Below are 23,881 nucleotides of genomic sequence, written 5' to 3' on the forward strand. Positions count from 1 at the left end.
AACATATTATCGCTATACATCTACCAGTTAGGGTTTTGAACCAGGTTTTGGTTAACCAGTAAATCGCTTTCTTTTATTGGCCATAAATAATCGCGTGGAATCACAAAGTGCCTCGAAAAAATCAACCTTTCCCGGTAATACAGGCCAGGCGAATTTTCACTTATTGTCCACCCCGTTACGTTTCCATTGAGTTCAATACCGGCTGTCTTCCAGCGTAAAAGATCCCAAAACCTGTGACCTTCAAAACAAAGCTCAAGGCTGCGCTCGCGCTGAATGATTGAGCGCATACCATCCTTTGTAGTGTATTTGGTTGGATTAATGCTGTAATTAGTCCAGGCGTCCTGAACAGTGGGAAGTCCCGCCCTTGCCCTTACACGGTTTATGTAGGTATACACATCAGCCACAGGCCCCTGCGCTTCATTTAATGCTTCAGAATAAAGTAAATACAGATCGGACAAGCGCATTTCGGGCCAAGGGTAATTGATATAGGTAACTGTTGCCCATTCATAATGCCAGTTAAGGGCTTTTTTCATGTAAAAACCTGCAATTGGAATAGGTGACGACTGACCTACCTCAGCACCGCGGGCCTTCATCCACCAGGTATCTTCATCGGTTTTAGTTGGGCTGTTGGCCATATACCACACACCGCGGTCAAATCCAAGGTCGGCATAATAACGTGGTTCCCTGTCAAAGTTGAGCCTGGCAGTTGTTTCGCCTTCTTTGATGTTAAAACGCTCATCATGGGTACCAACCCTTAACTGGGCTATATCGCTAAAATCAAGTGTTTTATCTTCATTAATAGGCACCCCGTTTTTAGTATAAAACATTTTAGCCATTTTTAAAGTAGGGCCAAGCAATGGGCGGTTTGCCGATTTAGCAGCATCCGCATTGTTAAAATCATACTGGCCCGCACACATCGACTGGAAAAATGAATTAAAGTTGATATTATTATTAGCGGTTAAACCCCAAATCAATTCCTCATTCCATTTTTCGCTCATCGCATTCCTGATGCCCATTTGCGTCATGGTAGTTTGGCTAAGCGGATTAGTTGGCGTAGGAAAAGTATACAAGCGTATATTTTGCGACTCACAGAAATCTATGGCCGCTTTACAGGCATCAGCCGCCCGCTGCCATTTTTCGACGCTAAAGGCAGGGTTAAACAATTGCTCCCCATCCTTATTCTTAAATGAATTATAATCTGGGTTACCATTAAATAAAGGGCTGGCAGCCGTTACCAACAATTTGGCTTTCATACTCAAAGCTGCGGCTTTGGTAACACGTCCAAGCTCACTTCCCTCATTCCGGATTGTTAAAGGTAGTTTTGCAGCCGCCTGATCATATAAGCCAGCTATATAATTAACTACTTCATCAACCGGACGACGTTTTACCCGTATATCATCAATAGATGCGTCAATAGGCAGATTTTTATCAATAATAGGTATCGGCCCATAAGCCCTAAATAGCTGGAAATGATAAAAAGCCTTTAAAAACTGCGCTTCGGCTATCCAGCGTTCACGTGTATCGATATTAAGGTCGCGTACTTTGGTTTGGTCGCTTACATTTTCAATAAAAACATTACAATCACGTATGGCTTTATAATTTGCAGCTGCATCCCTGGTGCCATTCATATAATTGGCAATAGGATCTGAAGAGGTTTGGAAGCCTCTTGGCAACTGCAGTACATTTGTTGACCGTATGTGATTTGCAGGGTCTTCTACCCAAACTTCATCACCGGCGGTAAGCCCAACGTTGTAAGTAGGATCTGTTTCCGTAGGCAGGTATGAGTAGCAGGTGAATAAATACTTTTCGGCCTCGGTTTGTGAAACAAAAGCATTAGCTACCGTTGAAACGTTATCAGGAACAACATCCAGAAATGATTTTTTACAGGATGATACCGGCACAATCATTACTAAGATCATTATTGCCAGGGAAATATTTCCTTTAGGCGCGTGACTTAATACTGAATGCTTAATTTTTTGTATAAAATTACTTTTCATATAATTAATTTGAAAGCTTTTAAAATTCTACCCTCAGACCTACGTTAAATACTTTTTGAATTGGATACCCCAGGCCAGACGTGCCCATTTCGGGATCCCAAAGCTTAAAGCTGCTTAGGGTTAATAGGTTTAAACCGTTTAAATAGATACGTGCGCTATTCAAATGGATAAATTTGAGCTGATTTTTAGTGAAATTGTACCCAAGTTCTGCAGACTTCAGGCGTAGGAACGAGCCATTTCTTAACCACCATGTTGATGTTGGAGAATTTGGTGTTGCGCTGTTGTTTGCTTGTATGGTATTGCTTAAGCGTGGCCAAAACGCGTAAGGGTTACGGTTATCTTCCGACCAGTGATCATCGGCAATTGATTTTAACAAGCCGCTTTGGTTACCTGTGTTAAGACCATTATCCTGCCGACCGCTCACTAAATAAAAAGGAGAAATATCTGCCGAATTGATCACAAAAGAAGACCTTGCCGATCCCTGGAAGAATGCACTGATATCAAAGTTTTTATATCCAACAGAAAAACCAAAGCCGTATATAATTTCCGGAACCTGTGGGTAACCAATCGGTACAATATCCGAGCTGGTTATTTTTCCATCACCATTCATATCACGGTATTTAATATCGCCTGCTTTGTAATCGCCAAAACTTTGTACAGGCGAGTTGGCTACGTCAACATTGTCAATAAATAACCGCTCGGCAACAAGACCATATATTTGGCTTAAGGAGTTACCTACCTTGCTCAGGTACTGCAGATTACTTGGATAAACAGGTTCTTCATTTTTCAACAGCTTGCTTTTAGCATAGGTAAGTGTGCCGCGCGATTGGATCCAGAAAGAGTTGTTAAAGCTTTTCTTATAATCCATAGCAATATCCACCCCTGTACTGGATGACTTGCCCGCGTTTGAGGATATATCAGCCTGTAAACCCATAGAGGTAGGGATGGTGCTGCGTACCATCAAAATATTATCACGTTTTTGTTGATAGGCATCAACAGTCAAGGTAAAGTTTTTGGCTACAGTTAAATCCATACCCAAATTGGTTTGCCTTGATTGCTCCCATGTAATATTTTGATTTTCATAACGATTGGTTACTACACCAGGCCTGCTATACAGGTAGTTGGTTCCAAACTGACTAGAGTAGTTACTATTTAAATTATTTAAATTAACATCAGACAGATAGAAGAAACGGTCTTCCGGCTTTCCGATCTGATCATTACCCACTAAACCATAGGTAAACCTGAATTTAAGGTTGTCAATAGTTGACAGCAGTGGTTCAAAAAACTTCTCGTTTGATACTACCCAGCCGGCACCTACAGAAGGAAAAAAGCCAAAGCGGTGATTACTTGCAAAACGCTCAGAGCCATTGTAGCCAAAATTAAACTCAAACAGATAGCGGTTATCATAACCGTAAGTAAACCTGCCCGATACCCCCTGGTTGCGTGAAGGCAGTGATAATTGTAATGTTTTGGCATTGCCGGTAAGGTAATTACGCATAGTACCGATCAATAACCCGCTAACGGCATGTTTTTGAGCAAAGGTGCGGTTATAGGTTACGGCTGTTTCAATGTAAGTTATAGAGTTTGAAATATTTGCAGCGGGATCCTGATTATACGTCAGATACTCGGTTGGGGTATTACCAACGCTGCTGCCTACCAATCCGTTATTAAGCAGTGATAAGCCGTTAAACGTTCCGTTAACTACATCTGATTGGTAATAATAAGGGCTGTACTGGCGTGAAACAGTGAAGTATGAATAGCGGGTTGTATATGCCATTGCCCTTGCGGCTAAACCCTGCGTAATAAAATCAAGCTTTTGACTTAAGTTTAATTGCGCTGTTAGTGTACTGGTATTGGAGCTTTGAAAACCAGAGAGGGATTGCGCGTATGGGTTCATATACAAGCCGCCACCGGGTATAATGGCGTTACCAAAAAGCGGATGGTTTACATACGGCAATAAGTTGCCGGGGTAAATAGCTGGAAAAGCCACGGGGTTACTCCATAAAGCATTTAAAAAGGTGTAACCACCACCACCGATAGGGCCATGATAACTATCAAACTGACCTTTTAAACTCACCACCACCTCGGTGGTTTTAGTAAGATTTAAGGTGGTATTTGATAAAATAGAGTATGATTGCAGCTTAATGTTATTGCTGAAATTGTTAAGACTATTCTCGGCCAGGTTGCCATTATCAATATTGTAGGTCATGGCCAGGTAGTACTTAGCTTTTTCTGACCCACCGCTGGCGTTCATGTTAAACCTTTGGTTATTGGTTTTGGTTTTGATAAGCTGCTTGATCCAGTTATTACTGGGATATAGCAGCGGGTCATCGCCTTTTGCAGTATGATCTATTTTGTTTTGCGAATAAGGCAAAATGCCCAGCGGGTTGCGGGTGAGCACGGCTTCATTGGCCAGTGTCATATAACTAATATTATCGGCCAGGTCAATATTTCTGATGTTTGAAGATGTTGAATTTTCACCACGGATATTGAATTTTACGGCACCAACATCACCGCGTTTAGTGGTTACCAATATTACGCCGTTTGCTCCCCTTGCACCATATAATGACGAAGCTGTAGCGTCTTTCAATACCGAGAAACCCGATATATCATCTGGCTGAAGCCTCGCCAAATCGGTAGTAGCTGATTCAATACCGTCGATCAATATCAATGGATCAACCTTGCCCGCACCAAACGTGCCTACGCCCCTTATGAAGAACTGGGCATTATCAGCACCCGGCTCACCACTTCTTTGGTAGGAGATCATCCCCGGTACAACACCCGCAAGCATAGTAGTAAGGTTGCTTGACGGCCCTTTGAGCTGTTTTGGGTTTATAGAAGTAATCGAGCTAACAAGGCTTGTCTTTTTTTGCGTACCGTAGGCAACAACGGTGACTTCTTCAAGGGCGTTTTTATCTGCTCCCATTTGTACGTCAATTTTGTAAGTGCCCGCGGCAGATAAGGGATAATTTGAAAGTTCAAACTCCTGCGATTTTGACCCCACAAATGAAAATACAATAACCGAATTTCCCCCCTCTTTTAAATTAAGGGTGTACTTTCCGTCTACATCTGATTGCGCACCATTCACGGTTCCCTTAACCTTAACACTTACACCCGGTAAAGTAAGGCCCTTATCATCAGTAATAATACCTTGTACCCTTTTGGGGACAACAGACCCCGCAGGCTCTTTTTTAATTGGGGTTACAACGGGCGCAAGTTCACTTTTTTCGATAACAATGAGCTGGTCGCGCAATACGTAGTTGAGGTTTTTTCCTTTTAAAAGAACACCGAACACTTCTTTTAATTCGGCGTTTTTAAAATCCACGGTAACAAGCTCTTTATCATTTAAAAGATTGTTACTGTAAAAAACAGTCAGGCCTGTTTGCTTTTTAATTGATTTAAACACTTCGGCTAAGCTAATGTTAGCCTTTTTAAGTGTTACTGGCCCCGTATTCTGCGCCTGCACGGCACTATACCGGGTTACCAATAAAAGAAAAATAAAGGGCAGTATGAGCCGCCGGCTGAATAAAATTCTATCCATATTATTGGGTTTATGATTTGGTTTTCTCTAAGACCCGATCCAGATGAAACGGGTGAACGGAAATAAAAAAAAATGTATTTTTTTTATGACAATGCAGAGCAGCAGCGTTAATTACCAATATTTCAACATGTTATCTTGAACAGCTATTCGACTAATGAAAGCAAACGGTTCCTGCAAGCTTAAAAGCGAGATATAAAATGATCCGGAAAAACAAGTGTGAGTTTAATTGAGAGTTCTCGTAGCTGTATTACCTGATATGCAGAACCCCCTCCTTCAAAATAGCATTAACACCGGCCGACGCTTTAATATTCTGAATAAAAACGTCAATTGGTTTATTTTTTTGAATAGCCCCGCTAAATGCTTCATCAGCTTTCGCCGGATTGTCAAAAACTACTTTAACATCAAACCAGCGTAACAGCACATCACTTATTTCGTGGAGTTTGGTGTTATGGAAATAATAAATATCATTCATCCAGGCCAGTTCAATGGCGGGATCAAATGGCTGAGCCTGGAAGCCTGCGCCAGAAGTGTAAACAGCCTGGTAACCCGGCTGTAAATGTATACTTTGTTTATCCTGGCCACTTGTTGATACCGAGCCTTCAACCAAAGAAGTTACTGTTTCATTGGCCTGGTAAGTATTCACATTAAACTCCGTACCTAAAACTTTTATATTGGTTTGGCCGGTATGTACTATAAACGGATGACCAGCATTTTTTGCAACTTTAAAAAAGGCCTCACCCGTTAAATAAACTTCCCTGGTTTTGCCTAAAAAGGAAAACGGAAAGCGCAGACTTGATACCGAATTTAACCAAACCTGGGTACCATCTGAAAGTACTATCCGGTAATTTAATTTTGAAGGGATAACAAGTGTGCTCCACTCTTCACTTTTGTTATTATCAACCTGATAGCTTAACCCATTAGCGCCTTTCTTTAAATGGGCAAAGGGCATATTTATTACCTTTTTGCTTGTATCAGACAGGTTGATCTGCTGCCCGTTTGCCATCCTTAGTTCGATGGCCGGAGCTTTAAGATCTTTTTTGGCAACAACAGATTCATTAACTGGAATTTGCCGCCAGTAATAACCTGCGGTGAAGGCAATACACAGTAAAGCCGCTACTGAGAGCCATTTCAAAACCTCTTTACGACGAGGGTTAATTGATCGTACCGGCGTTATTTCGGGCTCTATTTTATCCCATGCTTTGTTTTCATCAATATTATTAAAGAAAGTTTGGGCTTTATGTGAATTTAATGTCTGTTGCATTTCATCCCACAGCTGTTTTAGCCGGGGATCATTTTGTATAGCTTCATCAAGCAAATGGCTTTCCTCCTTACTTATCGTGCCCGCTATTTGTTCAATTATTAGCTCCTGAATATACTCTTTATCGTATGTCATTATTAATAAGACCTCATTATGGATAAAAGGGTGAACTTATTTGGCACTTTTTAACCCTTCTTTTAAAGTTTTTATTGCCAGCTTTAAATGAGTTTTTAAAGAATTTATGCTGATACCCATTTCAAGGGCCGCATCTTTATACTTTTTTTGCTCATAATGTACCAGGGTAAAGGCCTGCATCCGTTGCATGGACAAATCAGCCAGTATTTTTTCCGGGTAAATTTCTGGTACAGGTACTTCCTCCTCCTCTATTTCGGTAAGCGTGTATTTATAATCAACTAATTTTTTTTGTGTTCGTGTTTCGGTTTCAACTTTCTTCAGGCACCTGTTGCGGATGGATGTAGTTAAATAGGCTTTTAATGACGAATTAATGTTGGTGTACAATTGTCTTTCCCAAAGATCAACAAAAAAACCCTGAACGGTATCCTCGGCTTCCATTTCATCACGTAAAATATAAAAAGCAGATACATTAAGCAGCCTGTAGTATTTTTTAAATACTGCCTCAAAGGCCTCCTTGTTCCCCAATTTTAATTGCTCAAGAATATGAGAATCGTTCAAAATCTCCATGAATTGGTCTTAACTGGTTTATAATTAAATAGGTTGGGCTATTTATAGAAAGCTAAATGTAAAAACTTTTATTGTCAAAACAACAATTATTAAAAAAATATTGAAAATACATGAATTATTCAAAACCTGAGGTCAAAATATAAGCCTTTGAACTTATCAACCATAATGAAAGGTAAAATTTATAGATAAAACAGATGCAAGAACTTATTGCAGCAAATAATCGGCGATATTGAAAACAAAGCATCAAAGCAATCGATATCGCAACAAAATTAATGTTCTTATAACAATTAAACTAAAAGATACAGGAACCTTAAAGGCTGAAGTTTAGAACTTACTTATGCCTCGTTTTATCAAGCTATCAAAAATCACTTTTTTGAAGTGTAACCGGGCCAATTAACCCTGATTTTAATAGAGGCGAGTTTTCTGTAAAGAATTTATGGGTTGAAAAAGTGAACCTTTTGCTTTTATGGGGTGTACCCTTTGTTAACCATTCGGGCCACATTCCATCGTTTTGAATCCCGTCTTCCGGTAATCTTTCATCACCAATTAACCTGTTTGGCCAAAGGTTTACCACTTCAATCTCCAATTGGTTGTGCTTTTTCAAATCAGCGTTGGTAATATCAATCCGCCAGGGGGCAGTCCATAGTATACCTGCATTTTTACCATTCACTTTAATCCTGGTCATACTATTTACTTCGCCAAGGTCAAGGCTGATTTTTTTGCTTTGTTGCCGCAACAAAGAGATAGGCAGATCAAATGTTTTATGATAAACCGCAATGCCTGAGTAGTGTTTGATTCCGTCTTCCGGCCGTTGGGTCCAGTCCTTTAGTTCATCAAATTGAACGTATTTTGGCCCTCCCCATTTAGGATCAAAACTTACCTGCCATGGGCCTTGCAATGTTTTTATAATCTTATACCCGGCAAAGTTTTTTCGGTTTGTTGCAGCGGAGGCCTCTTTAGTAAATACTACAAAATAACTTTGGTAAGGCTCAAACTTTAACGGCGCTGAAATAACCTCGCCGTTCCTGGAGTGCTCGGGCAGCACCCTAATCTTTGCTGTTATTGGATCCCATAACTGTACGGTACCATTAACGCTCCTGAATAATGCAGTAGCCTCAACCTCTTGATCTGCTCTATTGGATACAAAGTAAATGTCATCATCGCCAACCTTACGGTGGGTATATCGCAATTGACCATTTGAGGCAAAATCCTGTTGAATGTTCATTTTCTTCAGGATCGTGGCAGTAAGGTCATATGCCGGATAGAGATCGTCAATGTTTTTATTCAACTCGCCGCCCCATATCAATTTCCCTTTCCCATATCGATGTTCGGTTTGTTGGTCTGGCTCCTGCAAAGTGCCCCAAAGTTTTTTTGCCATGGTGCTAAGCAGCATATCACACATTGGGTAATTTGATAACCCCGGAGATTTTACCGGCGGTGAACCAAGTACTATAGCACCTTCATTTACCAATTGAGCGATCTTTTGTAATAGTGCCGCTGTCATCGTTTTAACAGCGGGCAACACCAGCAGTTTGTAGCTTGCGCCACCTGGGAATACAATCTGTCCATTATGAACCTGGGCCTTATATAACTGCCCTGGCGAACATCCATCAAAATTATAACCTTTTCTGTCGGGGATCACTACATCACCATCCATGGCTGATGATGGCGGCCTGAAAACATGCGGGGAGCCTTCAGGAGTAAGATACAACACATCGGCCACAGACCTGCCCTGCTGTAGTATGTACTGGCATCGCGACACGTAATCATGATAACCGCTCACCATGGGCCACCAGGTTTGATTCCTATCCCAATGTACACCATAAGGCCCCATTGTCGCACCGGGTCTTAAAGAGTCGGCCAGGAACTGGTTTTGAAAGGTATGATAAACAAAACGGTTAATACCTGTGGCAAATGCCCAGTCACCCTGGTTTTTCATCGATCCCGGGTATTGTTTCCACATATCATTATCGGCTGTAAAGGCCTCTGCAGGGATTAATGATTTACCATTTATATGCCCGATGGAAGTTGCTTCCATACAGCTAAAAGATGAGTTAAAGCCGTATCCTTTGCTCCAGAATTCGCACATCGGCACATCGGCAATATTACCCAGTTCAAGATCGGCCGTTGGGTTCATGTCGTAAGGCTCAATTGATAATTTCAGCCCAAGCTTATGTGCATACTGTTTCACATAACCAGCATGGTTTTCTAAAATCAATTCCTGCGCGGTTTGCCGCAGGTCCCACAAAAAGCGCTCACTTATTTCATTACTTTCAACTATATTACCTGCATAAACAGGATAATAAGGCAATGGATCATAACCTCTTCTTTTAATAAACTCCGCCCGAAAATTACTGGTCCAGTTTTGTGCACCCATTTCCCAGCTGTCTATATGCAATCTCTTTAAACCACCCTGCGCAACCACATCAGGCTTACCGGTTTTATGGAGCAGCTTGCCAACATAATTGTCCAAATGCTCCCTTAGTGCAACGGTATCAAACTTGTCTGCTTCAAAACCCAACCCAGGCACAGGCGCCGGGCGGGTGATAGCGCCATTATTCCGTTTGCCCAATCGCATAATTGTCCAGTTTCCTTTTGGGGCAATCCAATTCAGCGTGCCATCTGCATGTAGTTTGCCGGTTAGGTCGATGATCTTGCTTTTATCTATAACAGCATCTTTAGCCGGTTCCTGGTACGTTGTTGTATAAGGAAGATATTGCTTGACGCCCGCTACCGATGAATATGGAGCCCGATAATACAGTGCTTTTTCATCTATATCGGCTATTTTGGCCGATGCTATCGCAGGTGTTGGATAGGCAATTACAGCCACATCTTCGTAAAAATCGCTCCATTGTTTTTTTAATTCCGGTGTAAATGCACCTTCGCCAAAATAAGGAGCCTTTGGCTGTGGGACGGGTAATATGATCTGCTCACCTGTGCCTCCTGCCATATTAACGGTGCTGCTTACCAAATGCTGCATGGATTGCGAAACTGGCACCCATGGACCGCCGCTGCCAGTCCATCCCGGCCCTATGCCGAGGGTTATTTCAATGCCTAAGCGTTTTGCTTCCTTTACAGCATGGGCAAACATATTTTGCCACTCTTCGCTCAAAAAATCAACTGAGCCGCGCGGGATACCCACATTCACTTCTAAAAAAATGAGGTTTCCAATACCTGCTTTTTTCATCGACTCCAAATCCGCAGTGATTGAGCTGGCCGACATATTTCCATCCATAAAATACCAGTACACACCCGGCTTCGCGCTATCAGGCGGATTAATGAAACCGGCTTTCAATTTAGTTAATTGCGCCTGGGCGGTAAATTGAATACAGATAGAAACTATGAGCGATATTATGAAAGGTTTATACATTTGTAAAGTGAAAACAACTGGTAAATCAAAGCTATTTTAATTCTTCTTCATTTAACAGCACTTATTTGATATTTAATTTATAGTTTTTGATCTGTAATAGACAGAAGAGATCGGCTGTATTTCGCATTTCATTTATTCCGGTTATTGTTTTTAATTTTGTACCGATGATTAACAGCTTGCAAATTAAACTTCAAAACGGACAGCTTGATAAGCTAAAGGTTGAACCTGCAAGCTTATTGAAGCTTCTGAACATTTTATTTGAGCCTTTTTCAGCAAACTATGAGCAGCTTAAATATGCGCTTGAGCGCGAATTCCGCCCAGAAGGCTCGCCGGAAGTGCTTCGTTTGAATTTCGACCGGATTAAGTTTGATCCGGCTACGGGCCACGGAAGTTTCCGCATAGTATTGGATATTAATTATTCATTTGGCTGTGAAGATGTTGTTACCTTTAAAAAAGATCAAACATCAGAATGGACTTTCCTTGTTGATCATCAGCTTTTAATTATCAGCTTTTATGGTTCGCCCTATATTGATAGCCGCTCTACGGCCGACGAATTTTAGTTACACATCTAAATCATGCGGCAATCTGAAGCTATAGCGCTGATAGAAAAAGGGATAACAGGTGAAGATCCTCAACACTGGGCCGATCTCGGTTGTGGCACCGGAACCTTTACTTTGGCACTTGCAAGTCTCCTTCCTCCGGAAAGTTATATTACAGCTATTGATAAAAGCCATCAACACTTACCAGCCATTAGTAATGGAATCAAAATAGGTTTCAGAAAAACTGATTTTGTAAATGAACCAATAACCGTAAGCCCGTTAGATGGAGTACTTATGGCTAATTCATTACATTTTGTAGTTAACAAACCCAAACTGATCAGGCAGTTAGAAAACGTTTTTACAAACAGACCCAAATTTCTGATCGTTGAATATGACACCACCAGATCCAACCCATGGGTGCCATACCCTATCTCCTTTCAGAAATTAGATAATGAGTTTACCGGCCTGGGTTACCAAACTCTTAAACTGGCAGAAAGTCCATCAAGGTTTGTTGGCATAATGTATTCGGCGCTTGTCTTCAAGTAAAACTCCCTCCCTTATTTCCGTACCATAAGGCGCTGTTACTTTACCTGGTTAGTATGGATCTTGATATCCTTACAGTTCTTTAGGCTGATCAGCTTATCAATATTTTTAACATCGCCAACCGGGGTTATCCGGTTACCGCTGATCCTTATTTCCGAGGTACTTGAGGCGTCGAAAAATTGTGCATCTTTCAAAATAACTTTATTACCTGTTATTTTGATCCCGGTGTGAACTGGACCTGCTAACATTACTTTATTTTCCGGCAACACACCTATAACAGGGCCGCCACATTTATAAAACGTATTGTTTTGAATAGTAACGTCCTTTACAGCGCCCGATTCATACCAGCTCGAAGCATCATCGTTGATCATGATGGCGCTGTTGTGCGTGCGGTTAATCACATTATTTTCGATAAGTACTTTTCTTCGTGTAGTAACCAGGATGCCCCTTGTCGGGATCTTTTCAATAGTATTGTGATGGATCCATACCTGGGGTGTGGCGGTGATGTTTTCTACTACATCACCGGTTTGTATATCTTCAGGCAGTGGGTTGCCCAGGTTCAGCAGAAACTCTTTGTTATTCAATTTCTGAACCTTTAACACCTTATTGTTTTGGTAAGTAAGCAAACTTGCCGGGTGCACAAGGCCGATACTGTCACCAGCCGAAAAAGCATCAAACCCATAAGTTTGATCATGCATAAATTTAACCTTAACCTGTGTTGGGGAAAGCTTTTCTGTTATCTTTAAAAACGTACCATGCACGTTAATGGCGTCATCATTTGCACCAGACAGGTATGAACCGGCAACTTCTATCTTACCGCTACAGCCCGAAAAATGCAGTATATCTGCCCATGCGGCGCAGGTGCGCCCTGTTTGGGCTTTAACGCTAACATTAGTAAAGCGAAGGTTTTTACTAAACTGGCTTACCACTCCCATTCCGTGCATAAAGTAAATGCGGATATGATCTAAACTGATGTTGCTGCTTTTCTGTATAAATACTCCGGCACAATCGCGGGTAACATCCCGGTTTTGATAAATCATGCCTTTTTGAAAGCCGGGGTTTTGCTTGAAAAATATGCGGACCTGGTGCGGAGTCAGAGCTGCATATTTCAGATTTTGCTGCGGGATATCCAGCCGCTCAAGCATGCGCGTTGCCGGGTCATATTGTTGCCAGTATGAATCAGGCTGATAATGCCAGCCTTCACCAATCCAATTCAATATACTATCCCTAACACTAAACTCCGAATCGTTATTAACCACAGCATCTGCGTGATTCTCCGTTAACTCGGTGATCTTAAATTCCGAAACCGTTGGCCGGTGATAGTCGAAACTTAAACCGTTTAACTTGATGTTGCTGCTATGATTAATATAGGTTTCGATCATCTTTCCCCTTAAATTGACCAGGGAGCTGCTGCCGGTTACATTTACAAACCGGCTGCTGTCAACCATCAGGGCGATTGCTTTTAAACCATATGGAACATCATTGGTATTAGAGATCTGTAACTGCGTTTTAAAGGCCCCATCCGGAAAAAAGTCATACTTACCCGGTGCAAATTTGATGGTAACGGGTTTCTCTTTTGTTCCACGGGCTACAACAGCCATTGTTTCGTGAAATTTCCCCGGTGATAAAACCATCACATTATCACCCGCCGATAAGATAAGCCTGTTAATCCCGGTAAATGTTTTCCATGATTTGGCAGGGGTCGTTCCGCTGTTGCTATCATTACCCTTAGCAGGATCGATGTAATATGTGCGATTGCCGGGAGAAATGTGCCGGGCTGACAGCGCTAAATATTCAACCGGCTTATTTTGAGCTTTTAACAAACTGCATATCATTAACAGGCCCGAAAGCAACAGGTATTTTGCGAAGAAGTATCTCATAGTATATATCAGTTTACGAATATATAGTGTAGATAACACCTACACACAGTTTTTATAAATTTCTTAAAAAAAACGCTGGTTAATTTTCAGCATCCTCGTTAAAATCACCGGACTTATCTGCTTTGTAACCTGGGGTTAAAGTAACTCTCCTTTTTCTTCGTAACATCCAAAGCATTTAATATATACGAAAATCATTCTATAAAGTATTGGTTAAATATTAAACCTGTGCATGAAAGGCACTGACGTTCAATCATGGTGGTCATTGATTATTTGTATTATTTTTATCATTATCATTGTTCCTTAAAACCATTAGAGCCGGCGATATCTGTTTTATAATTGATATCACCATAGCTAATGAAAACAACTATATGAACGTTTTATCAAGGAAGATCCTGCTTGCTTTTTTAGCCTTTACCATAATTTTAATTATTGCCGCCCTTTTTGTGAGGGATATGATCACCGAAAGGCTGGCCCACACCGCCCAGGTATCACATCTTATGGATATTAATAATTCAAGGCCCCAACAGGCCCTGCTATTGCTCCATCAAGCCGAAGATCTGTTTCAATCATCACTTGTAGACGAGGACGCGGATAAAGCCAGGGCCTATCAAAATAAACTTGCGCTGGCTTTTACAGAAATTGATACGCTGCTCAACATGCAGCATGATACTACCAAACTTAATGCAGAACAACGTGCACAGCTTCACACATGGCATAATCAAAAAATAAAACTATCTGCCGACCTTCTTTCCGCCCGGCATGACTTTGATTCATTGCTATCCAGTTATTCGGAGCTTATCACAGTGACAGCTCAAAACAAGCTTACTGTTAAAAGCAGTCAAAAAACCCAAAACAGTAGCGATACCTTAACTCAACCTGGTAAACTGAAAAAGAAAGGTTTTTTTGCAAGGATCAAAGAAGCTATAAAAAATAAAAATGCCTATGCCACCGGTCCCGGTAACGTTGTCATTAATCACCGGACACGGGTTTACGTCGATTCTGTCACTCAAAAGCTACGGAATAAAGATAAGGTCACCTATCTTAATAAGCTTAAGCAATTACAACAGAGCAACTTAAAATTACAGGAAACGCAGCGACAGCTCATTGCGCTTAACATGCGCATTACCCATAAAATGGAGCAGTTAATTACTACGATTAAAGACATCAACTACAGTATGACCGATGCCTTTAAGGGTTTGGCTTTTAACAGCTACCTTGAAACAACCAGCTTACTAAACAGACTTTACCTTATCGCGCTTTTATTGCTTTTGGCTTTTGCAGTATTGCTGATTGTGTTTGTTATTAAGCTGGGGCAATCTGAAGAGCTTTTACTTAAGGAGAATGAGCGGGCAGTAATGATAGCAAGGCAAAAAATGGACCTGCTGTTGCATATGAGCCATGAAATCCGCAATCCGCTTACATCCATAAATGGTTTCCTGTATATTTTCAGCAGAACAACGCTCACGCCAAAACAATCAGAAATGTTGGGCACGGTACGGGCATCATCCGATCTTTTGCTGCAAACCCTCAATGATACCCTTGACGCAGCTAAAATGGAAAGCAGTGAACTGAAGATCCATCATGATCCGTTTAACCCGGATAATACAATGAAAGAAGTAATTGAAAGCATGAAATTCAGTGCTGATAAAAATCAGCTTGAATTGACTTACCACTTTGACGGAGACCCGGAAGCTGAAGTTTTAGGCGACAGTTTCAGGCTTAAGCAGATCATCGTAAATCTTGTTAGTAATGCAATTAAATATACTGATACTGGTAATGTAAAGGTCAAAGCAACATTGAAGTTAACCGATGGTAAAGGAGGATTGACGGTTGATGTTATTGACACAGGAGCTGGTATTAGCCAGGAACAGCAGGTTAGTCTTTTCTCCAAATATTATCAAACCAATTCGGCAAAAGGCAATACCGGCACTGGCCTTGGTTTATACATCTGCAAGCAATTAATCGAACTGCAAAAAGGAAGTATCAGTGTAAAAAGCGATGCGGGCAAAGGCAGCACGTTTAGCTTCAAGATCCCTTACGAAAGGGATGAATTAGATTAATTGAGCGGACTGCTCAAAGGCCTAAAACTTTTTATCCTCCAGCCAATAAGCAGGCATAAAATAAAGCCTAAAAATACCATGCCCATGCTAAACGGAAAGAGATATAACATTCCAAAATGGCTTGCTACCCCGCCTACCAATGGCCCGGTAAGGCCGAGTGAAATATCCATAAATAAGCCGTAAGCCCCCAATGCAGCTCCTTTGTTTGAGCCGGGTACTAACTTAACTGCTTCTACCCCAAGTGCAGGGAATACAAGTGAAAATCCAAGGCCGGTTATGCCCGCACCAATAAGTGCGATTTCGGGCATGTGGGCAAACCAAAGGATCATCAACCCTACCGATTCTACAGCCAGGCATGCTATGCCAGTTTTAAGCCCTCCGTAATTGTCAATGGCCCCGGCAAAAATAAGCCTGCCCAGGATAAAAAACACACTAAATACCGATAGGCACAATACTGCGTTCGTCCAGTTCAGGTAAGCATAATACAATGTAATGAAGGTAGAGATGGCTCCAAAACCTAAGCCTCCGAGCATAAGACAAAGCCCATATGGCGCTACAGTTTTTAGCACAGATAAAAAAGATTTTCCGGGTTCGCTGCTTTCATTTCGCAGCCCCTCTTTTCTTTTGGCATATAAGTATCCGATAAGCCCGATTACAAATACGACAACGCCCATACCGGCAAGACTGTAACTATTGTCAAGCAATATCCCAATTGGCGCACCAACAGCAAGGGCGCCATAACTTGCGACACCATTGTACGATATGGCCTTTGCCGTGTTTTCTTCTCCAACCGCGTTGATAGCCCAATTAATGGGGCTTGCACCAATTAAGCCTTCGCCAAAGCCGGCTACAAGCCGTGTTAATGCCAGTAGCAGCAAACAAATCTCCCGGTGTTCTCTAAGCAAAAAGGCAGCAAATAAAAATAATCCGCTAAGGGCGAAACCTATCATACCTGTGATCACGGCAGGTTTTGGCCCTTTTTTATCGATGATATTTCCGGCGTAACCTCTGAATAAAAAGGTGCTCAAATATTGCAGACTGATCACAACACCTGCAACCATAGCACTGTAACCTAATTGGTTATGAATAAATACCGGAAGCACCCCGAGGCTCAACCCGATAGTAAAATACCCCATAAAGGTAAATTTTACAAACCCGGCTATGGTTAAAACTACACTCGGGGATGTGCTTTTTATACTTGAACCTGCTTCCATGCCGCAAAGATAGACAGTTTCGGCACCCACTTAAGTGTAAATTGTACACTTTACTTTTAATCAACATTTCAAGATGATGTAAACGAAAAAAAGCAGGCGGATTTTATTTTAAGCAAACAATTATTCCTTCAACTACCCGCTTGGTTTCTTCCGGGTCGCGTACCTGGATACAATCGGCCCCAGTTTTGCGGGCAGGGTGGTCATTGCCTCCTTCAAAAAGGGCATCGCCAATAAATATCATTTGTTTGATTCGGATCTCCAAAGTATGCTGCAGTTTATGGATCCCATAAGCTTTATCAATGCCCAGCTTGGTTATATCAATAGAAGTGATCCCTCCTATTTGTGCCGAAAAACCGGTAAGTGATTTATCAAGCAGCGCCTTGATCTTTTTGCGCTTGGTGTATTTAGGGTCCCACTTTTTCTTTTCATCAAGCGGTGCATGCTGGCCCAAGGCCGAAAAGGTAATCTGGCTGCCTCTGTCTTCTATTTGATCGCCCCAGGTTTTCTTTGCTTTAACACCCGATGTTTCAACAGCTTCATTTAGTTTGGCAATGATTTCCTGTTTTTCGGTATCAGTAAAATCTTCAGAATACAATTTTTTCCAGCCCGACTTTTTATACTGATAGTATTTGGTGCCGCAGGTTGGCAATATCGATAAGTTTTTGAGCGATTGTTTGTTAGGCAAATTTGATAACACCTGCTTTTCAAACTGCGGCCAGTCACCTCCGGATATGATGGCCACTTTTGCAACTTTCAGCAAATCAGTTAAGAGCGAAGCCATTTCTTTGTCAAGGGCAGCCTTGCTTTCGGCGAGGGTGCCATCCAAATCAAATATGATCAGTTTTTTCATTATAGGCAGATATCAGATTAATAGTCCAACAGTAATCAACTGCGCTTGTTTATAACAATACTGTTATAAGTTACACCAGTAAGTCCACTTTAAAGTTAATTGCCTGTTTTTTACGGTATAGGGCGATGGCGTGGTATTATCGCCATAAACAATAAACAAGTCGGATGCCGGTTTATAGCGCCATTGCAGGCGGGTATTAATGTTGATATTATCTATTTGTTGGTTGTATTGTATATAAGTAGTAAAGTACAATGTATTGGTGAATGTAACATCAATTTTAGGCCCTACAAGCCAGAAGGTATTATGACCAAAAGGCTGAGGGAGCCTCAGATCATTGAATGAGGTATTGATGGCGATATTTACATAAGGCTGAAAACGGTAGCCTATTAAGCTTGTAACGCTGTTACGAACGCCGTTATCATAATAGCCCCCGTGCGACGCCTCCAGCAAATAGGTAAACACATTTTGCGGCTTGGATGCAAACTGTACATCAATAGTGTTCCAGTTATGTTCAGAACCGGTTGGCAATAAACCTTTACCAATATTGGTAGGATCATAAGGCTTTAGCAGCCGTACATAATCATTGATACCCGACACCGACAATGTTGCACGATTACGGAACGTAATAAGGTATGACAGAATACTTTCATTGTCGGTACGATGAAACGACTCATCAAAAAAGTAATTGGATGTAAGTTGAACGCCGTGGCTCAGGATACTGCCCTGTTTAGGGAAAAAATTACGTAACAAAAGCGGACTCAGCTTTACATAACCAACACGGGGCACATAACCTACTTCGGCGTTATAGTTTTTGCCAACATATTCTTCCTGAAGATACAGTGTCCAATATTTGCTCAGGTATTGAAAATGATCGGATACTACATAATCATGTCCGCTTACACCGGGTGTAAAAGATTTCAGGGCGAGCACTTTGCCAGTCCAGATATTGCTGCGCGATGCAAGGTTAAATTCAGCACCTATGTTACGGTTATAAGCCGTTGAACCTGTATTGGTGCCGGGGATATTGGCAGTTGCATCTTTATTCACAAACAGGAAGGCAATGTTTGAACGATCAAGGATCCGCCGTTGCAGGGTAATGATGCCATAGTTCTCCGGTGCTTGCGGCACGCTGCCCGAGCCGCCGGTTTGGATATCCATAGCGCCGATACGCCAGTCCTTGTCCAGCTTGCCTGTTAACCTTGCACCAAAGTCAATCGGCACGTTCAATCCTATCCGCCTCGAAAAAAAAGGGCGGATATCCGAATAGCCAAAATTGGCAAACAGGTCGCCGTTCTCTAAAAAGAATTGCCGTTTTTCAGGAAAGAACAATTCATAGCGGTTAAGGTTAATCACCTGCTGATCAACATCCACCTGCGAAAAATCGGGATTAACCGTTAAATCAAGATTTAGCGATGGGGTAACGGAGATTTTGGCGTCACCTCCTATTTCGTGTTTATATTCAGTTTTGGTATTATGCTGATAATCTTTGGATAAGCCTGTAAGTGCGTACGGAATGATCGAAACATTACTACTGGCAGTTGGCGGTGCCTCATCCCATACCAGTGTACCGGTATATGCAAGTGAAGCGGTAGGAAATTGTCGTGGAATAGGCGTCCAGCTTGATTTCTCAGCGGTTTTAAGATCATTGCGACTAAAATTGATACCCCACTCCTTGATGCCTTTTTTATAACGGATACTTTTGAACGGGATAGATGCTTCCCAGATCCACTTGTCGGGATAATTTTTCACTGCCGAGTACCAGCGGTTATCCCAGCTCAGGTCAACCTTTCCGCCTTCATACATACTCCCGTCCCATTGCCCGCCGGCTGCATTGGCACCAAAGCTGAATCCATCGGTACGGGCATCAAACGGATCCATGAAAATCAGGAAGTTATCATTTTTCACAAAATTGAAATCGCGCTTCAATGACTCAACCATATACGGCCCCGGTACCGAGTTATAATTGATGGCTATGATGTACAGGTTTTTATCATCATAGGTCATCCTAACCTCGGTTTTAACTGTGGCCTTACTGGTATCCATCGGCAACACCATAAAAAAGTCACCCGCCGAATCGGCTTGCATCCAGGCTTGCTCGTTCATCACCCCATCAATAGTAATAGCCGATGTAGCCCTGCGGATATGGTACTTATACCCGGCGTTCTTTTTTTGTGCGGATGCATAAAAGCAGTTTACGCAACACAATATAATAAGCAATAGCAGTTTTACAGGAAGCTGACAGGCACGTTTAAGGGGCATTAAGATAAGGGTATATAAGTTTATTGGTTCACGAATTTTAAAACTACATTTTTTAAGCAAAAATCAATGACTTGTATCACATTATTTACTGCTTCGCTTCGTTTCTTCGTGCAAATAATTATATACCTGCTAATCTGTATCACATTTTGTTAAAAATGCATCAACCTATAACCTGTATCATTAAGAATTATTTTTTTTTCTGGCAAAGCCCATTTTCCCGCAATCGATTGCAAAAAAAATCATAAAACCGCGTTTTTGAGCACTAATACGGCCTTTATTAATGTATTATTTATTTTTTATTAATGCCGGCCTGTTGTTTTGTACTTGAAATTATAAACCAGTTACAGCACTTTCAACGCTTAACAGCAAAGAAGCACAGCTTTAACCAAACTCTTTAAACCATGTATTACTATGCCCCCAACCCGCCATAAGGCTTGCTGCTGCATGCGCTATTCACTACCCGAAATGGTAACCAACCAATAAACTTAAACAATCAACAAAGAGAGACGATATGAAAAAATATAAATACTTACTTATACTTTTCTTCCTTTTCCCGCTTAGTTTGTTAGCCCAGCAAACTACCTTCAGCAGTAAAGTAATAGACTTAACCGATGGGTCCACACTTCCGGGGGTAAGTGTAACAGTTAAAGGCACTACTATCGGTGCTATAACCAACCTTAACGGAGCGTTCAGCCTAAAAATAGCCAATGCCAATGCTATTTTACAGGTGTCATTCATAGGCTACGCTACCAGGGAAATTGCCGTAAAAGATGTAAAAGGCGGCACTATTGCGTTAACCCAGGCAAATAAAACCCTTGATGAAGTGGTAGTTGTAGGTTATGGTACTCAAAAAAGGGCAACTATTACAGGGTCTATCGCTACCCTTCAAAGCAAAGATATCACTACAACCAAAAATGAGAGTGTTATAAACTCGCTGAGCGGTAAGATACCAGGCTTAAGAATTGTTCAAAGAACGGCCGAACCAGGATCTTACGCCAATGACTTTAACATCAGGGGCTATCAGGGCGCACCACTTGTGGTAATTGACGGTGTTATCGGCGGCGACCAATCAACCATTGGCCGCATGGATCCCAATGAGATTGAAAGCATATCAGTATTAAAAGACGCAGCTGCATCTATATACGGTATGCGCGCTGCCGGGGGAGCCATTTTAATTACTACCAAAAAGGGATCTAAAAACGGGACGATCAACATTAATTATTCATACAATAACGCAATACAAACATTTTTGGGAATGCCCGAAGGCGTAAGCGCTGTGGATTTTATGTTGCTTACAAACGAAAAGACCAAACGCGATTTCACCAACAACTTTGAGCACAATGCAGCGCCCACTTATACATATGCCAATTTTGAACCATATCTTAAAGGAACCCGCAAATCGGCAGACTGGGTAGACCTGGCTTTCAGGAAAACGGCCAATCAGGCACAGCATAACTTAAACATTGATGGCGGAACCGAAAAGCTAAGCTACTTTTTCAACTTTGGTTACCAACGCCAGGATGGTGTCTTTAAATCAGGTGATTTAAATTACAACAAGTATAATTTCAGGTCAAACGTTACCGCTAACATAATTAAAGGCTTAAAAGCACAGGTGCTTACATCGGCCTGGATGGACGAAAAAAACCAACCATTTACCGATGAATGGACCATTTATAAGTATACCTGGAACATGAAGCCTACCGAGCCGGTTTATGCCAATGATAACCCGCTGTATCCTTACAAAATACCCGGCGGAGATAATATGAACCCGGCCCTTATCACCAATTCAGACAAAGTGGGCTTTAAACGGTTCCGGAACAAGGCAATCACAAGCCAGTTAAATTTAACTTATGACATACCCGGCATTACCGGCTTAACTGCCAAAGCTCTATTTAATATTGATTATGGCGTTGCCGATAACAACCTGGTAAGAAGGACATCCAACCTGTACACTTATGATGCAGCAAATGATATTTATATCCCAAGCGTGATAAATTCGCCGGCAGGTATCACCCGACAATATTATAACCATTTAAACACCCTAAGCCAGTTAACATTAAATTATAATCATACCTTTTTTAATGACCATCACGTAGCGGCGATGTTCACCTATGAGCAGAGCCACGAAACAGGCGATAACTTTGCCGCCTACCGTGATGTTGAGATACCTATAGATTATTTGTTCGGCGGCCTTTCAAATTCTAATATGCAAGGCTACATGGATGGTGGCGCCCTTACAGACCGCGCGCACAAGAGTCTCATCGGCAGGTTTAATTATGACTATAAGGGAAAGTACCTGTTTGAGTTCAGTTTTAGGCGGGACGGTAATAACCTGTATCAGCCCGGGCCAGATCAATGGGGCTTTTTCCCTGGTGGATCAATAGGCTGGGTTTTAACTAAAGAGGGCTTTTTCCGCAAGCTGGTTCCTGAAAACATTCTTTCCAGCTTAAAGTTAAGGGCCTCATACGGTCAAACCGGCGATGAAGGCAACGCGGCTGCATTTAGTTATGTTAACGGATACACTTACCCTTCCACCAACTCTTATATCTTTGGTCAAAGCGCTGTTAATGGCTCGGTACCCAAACTGGGCAACCCCGGTTTAACCTGGTCTGTAAATACCATCAAAAACATCGGCCTTGACTTTGGTCTTTTTGGCAACAAGGTGAGTGGTACCATAGAGGTTTTCAGGAACGACAGAACAGGATTACCAGCAACGCCTTCAGTAAGCATACCAGGCACTGTAGGTGCTGCTGTACCGCAGATCAACTACGAAAGTGACCGTGTGCAGGGGATTGACTTTAACCTGGCTTACCACACTACATTTGGCGCGGTTGGTTTAAATGTTGCCGGTAATATAGGCACAACCCGTTTAGAAAAAAGAAAGGTGCTTCGTTCGCAATCGGGCAATGAATATTTAAACTGGAAAGAAAATCAAACCAACAGGTACCAGAATGTTTGGTGGGACCAGGAATATGCCGGTCAGTTCACCAACTACAACCAAATCTACAATTACGGTGTAAACACTGGCGGCGGTAATAATAATGTTATTCCCGGCGACTATTACTATAAAGACTGGAACAACGACGGGGTAATAAACGACGATGACAAACACCCTATTGCCACTACCGGTATCCCTTTATATAATTACGGCTTCAACCTTGGTTTAAGCTACAAAGGCTTTGATATGAACATGGTTTTGCAGGGTGCCGCGGGTGTATATGTACAATACGGCGAGCAATTTGCATCTCCGCTGATGTATAACAGGAGCGCTCTTACCCGCTTTCTTGACAGCTGGCACACAGCAGACCCTTCTGCAAACGTTTTTGATCCTAATACACAATGGATTCCGGGATATTACCCGGCAATGGGATCGCCGGATGCAGTTGGTACTAAAGCCATACAAAATGCAAGCTACCTGCGTGTAAAATCATTGGAGTTTGGTTATTCATTATCACCAAGTGTATTAAAAACCATAGGGGTAAAAAAACTAAGGGTTTATGTAAACAGCTACAACCTGTTAACCTTTACCGGGCTTAAAAATTACGATCCAGAACACCAGGGCCCCAGCCCAAGCGATACTGGTTTTGACAGAGCACAACTTGGATATACCTATCCCATGAACAGGACCTTCAATTTTGGTGCAAACGTTTCCTTTTAAATTTATTGAA

13 protein-coding genes are annotated in these 23,881 nt (G+C 41.8%); 4 read left to right on the forward strand and 9 right to left on the reverse strand.

Annotated features, from left to right (window positions below; translation table 11 throughout):
- Window positions 1-20 precede the first annotated feature (20 nt).
- The 5 genes from AC1DUD_RS19825 to AC1DUD_RS19845 form a co-directional block, all read right to left on the reverse strand.
- Entirely contained in the window at window positions 21-1,997 is a 1,977-nt protein-coding gene (locus tag AC1DUD_RS19825) for a RagB/SusD family nutrient uptake outer membrane protein (RefSeq protein WP_477377513.1), read from the reverse strand.
- 19 nt (window positions 1,998-2,016) lie between these two features.
- A complete protein-coding gene (locus AC1DUD_RS19830) occupies window positions 2,017-5,538 on the reverse strand; it encodes a TonB-dependent receptor (RefSeq protein WP_477377515.1) in 3,522 nt (1,173 codons plus the stop codon).
- Between the two features lie 247 nt (window positions 5,539-5,785).
- Window positions 5,786-6,931, reverse strand: coding sequence for a FecR family protein (locus tag AC1DUD_RS19835; RefSeq protein WP_477377517.1), 1,146 nt, complete (start codon window positions 6,929-6,931; stop codon window positions 5,786-5,788).
- Between the two features lie 36 nt (window positions 6,932-6,967).
- Window positions 6,968-7,498: an RNA polymerase sigma factor gene (locus tag AC1DUD_RS19840; protein WP_477377519.1), complete on the reverse strand. Its 531-nt coding sequence runs from the start codon at window positions 7,496-7,498 to the stop codon at window positions 6,968-6,970.
- 358 nt (window positions 7,499-7,856) lie between these two features.
- Window positions 7,857-10,868: a glycosyl hydrolase gene (locus tag AC1DUD_RS19845; protein WP_477377521.1), complete on the reverse strand. Its 3,012-nt coding sequence runs from the start codon at window positions 10,866-10,868 to the stop codon at window positions 7,857-7,859.
- A gap of 164 nt (window positions 10,869-11,032) precedes the next feature.
- Here AC1DUD_RS19845 and AC1DUD_RS19850 point away from each other — a divergent pair, with 164 nt between their 5' ends.
- Together AC1DUD_RS19850 and AC1DUD_RS19855 are read left to right on the forward strand one after the other, a co-directional pair.
- Window positions 11,033-11,428, forward strand: a complete 396-nt coding sequence (locus tag AC1DUD_RS19850; protein WP_477377523.1) for a hypothetical protein — start codon at window positions 11,033-11,035, stop codon at window positions 11,426-11,428.
- A gap of 15 nt (window positions 11,429-11,443) precedes the next feature.
- Window positions 11,444-11,953, forward strand: coding sequence for a class I SAM-dependent methyltransferase (locus AC1DUD_RS19855; RefSeq protein ID WP_477377525.1), 510 nt, complete (start codon window positions 11,444-11,446; stop codon window positions 11,951-11,953).
- 35 nt (window positions 11,954-11,988) lie between these two features.
- Here AC1DUD_RS19855 and AC1DUD_RS19860 read toward each other — a convergent pair whose 3' ends face one another.
- Window positions 11,989-13,830 carry a right-handed parallel beta-helix repeat-containing protein gene (locus tag AC1DUD_RS19860; protein ID WP_477377527.1) on the reverse strand — a complete coding sequence of 614 codons (1,842 nt, stop codon included), beginning with the start codon at window positions 13,828-13,830 and terminating at the stop codon, window positions 11,989-11,991.
- Between the two features lie 293 nt (window positions 13,831-14,123).
- Here AC1DUD_RS19860 and AC1DUD_RS19865 point away from each other — a divergent pair, with 293 nt between their 5' ends.
- A complete protein-coding gene (locus tag AC1DUD_RS19865) occupies window positions 14,124-15,890 on the forward strand; it encodes a sensor histidine kinase (protein WP_477377529.1) in 1,767 nt (588 codons plus the stop codon).
- Here the strand turns inward: AC1DUD_RS19865 and AC1DUD_RS19870 are convergent.
- From AC1DUD_RS19870 to AC1DUD_RS19880, 3 genes are all read right to left on the reverse strand, one after another.
- The gene (locus AC1DUD_RS19870; RefSeq protein WP_477377531.1) at window positions 15,887-17,104 is read right to left on the reverse strand and encodes an MFS transporter; all 1,218 of its coding nucleotides are present in this window, start codon (window positions 17,102-17,104) and stop codon (window positions 15,887-15,889) included. The genes AC1DUD_RS19865 and AC1DUD_RS19870 overlap by 4 nt on opposite strands.
- A 103-nt stretch (window positions 17,105-17,207) precedes the next feature.
- Complete coding sequence (locus tag AC1DUD_RS19875; RefSeq protein ID WP_477377533.1) at window positions 17,208-17,954, reverse strand: HAD-IIB family hydrolase; 747 nt, start codon at window positions 17,952-17,954, stop codon at window positions 17,208-17,210.
- A gap of 63 nt (window positions 17,955-18,017) precedes the next feature.
- Window positions 18,018-20,213, reverse strand: coding sequence for a carbohydrate binding family 9 domain-containing protein (locus tag AC1DUD_RS19880; protein ID WP_477377535.1), 2,196 nt, complete (start codon window positions 20,211-20,213; stop codon window positions 18,018-18,020).
- 511 nt (window positions 20,214-20,724) lie between these two features.
- Here AC1DUD_RS19880 and AC1DUD_RS19885 point away from each other — a divergent pair.
- The gene (locus tag AC1DUD_RS19885; RefSeq protein ID WP_477377537.1) at window positions 20,725-23,871 is read left to right on the forward strand and encodes a SusC/RagA family TonB-linked outer membrane protein; all 3,147 of its coding nucleotides are present in this window, start codon (window positions 20,725-20,727) and stop codon (window positions 23,869-23,871) included.
- Window positions 23,872-23,881 lie beyond the last annotated feature (10 nt).

Source organism: Mucilaginibacter sp. P4_A11 (assembly GCF_056402535.1).

What these genes read in the sequence shown, in the direction of transcription:
- AC1DUD_RS19825 (WP_477377513.1), bottom strand. Translation starts at nt 1,997, where the DNA reads ATGAAAAGTAATTTTATACAAAAAATTAAGCATTCAGTATTAAGTCAC.
- AC1DUD_RS19830 (WP_477377515.1), bottom strand. Translation starts at nt 5,538, where the DNA reads ATGGATAGAATTTTATTCAGCCGGCGGCTCATACTGCCCTTTATTTTT.
- AC1DUD_RS19835 (WP_477377517.1), bottom strand. Translation starts at nt 6,931, where the DNA reads ATGACATACGATAAAGAGTATATTCAGGAGCTAATAATTGAACAAATA.
- AC1DUD_RS19840 (WP_477377519.1), bottom strand. Translation starts at nt 7,498, where the DNA reads ATGGAGATTTTGAACGATTCTCATATTCTTGAGCAATTAAAATTGGGG.
- AC1DUD_RS19845 (WP_477377521.1), bottom strand. Translation starts at nt 10,868, where the DNA reads ATGTATAAACCTTTCATAATATCGCTCATAGTTTCTATCTGTATTCAA.
- AC1DUD_RS19850 (WP_477377523.1), top strand. Translation starts at nt 11,033, where the DNA reads ATGATTAACAGCTTGCAAATTAAACTTCAAAACGGACAGCTTGATAAG.
- AC1DUD_RS19855 (WP_477377525.1), top strand. Translation starts at nt 11,444, where the DNA reads ATGCGGCAATCTGAAGCTATAGCGCTGATAGAAAAAGGGATAACAGGT.
- AC1DUD_RS19860 (WP_477377527.1), bottom strand. Translation starts at nt 13,830, where the DNA reads ATGAGATACTTCTTCGCAAAATACCTGTTGCTTTCGGGCCTGTTAATG.
- AC1DUD_RS19870 (WP_477377531.1), bottom strand. Translation starts at nt 17,104, where the DNA reads ATGGAAGCAGGTTCAAGTATAAAAAGCACATCCCCGAGTGTAGTTTTA.
- AC1DUD_RS19875 (WP_477377533.1), bottom strand. Translation starts at nt 17,954, where the DNA reads ATGAAAAAACTGATCATATTTGATTTGGATGGCACCCTCGCCGAAAGC.
- AC1DUD_RS19880 (WP_477377535.1), bottom strand. Translation starts at nt 20,213, where the DNA reads ATGCCCCTTAAACGTGCCTGTCAGCTTCCTGTAAAACTGCTATTGCTT.
- AC1DUD_RS19885 (WP_477377537.1), top strand. Translation starts at nt 20,725, where the DNA reads ATGAAAAAATATAAATACTTACTTATACTTTTCTTCCTTTTCCCGCTT.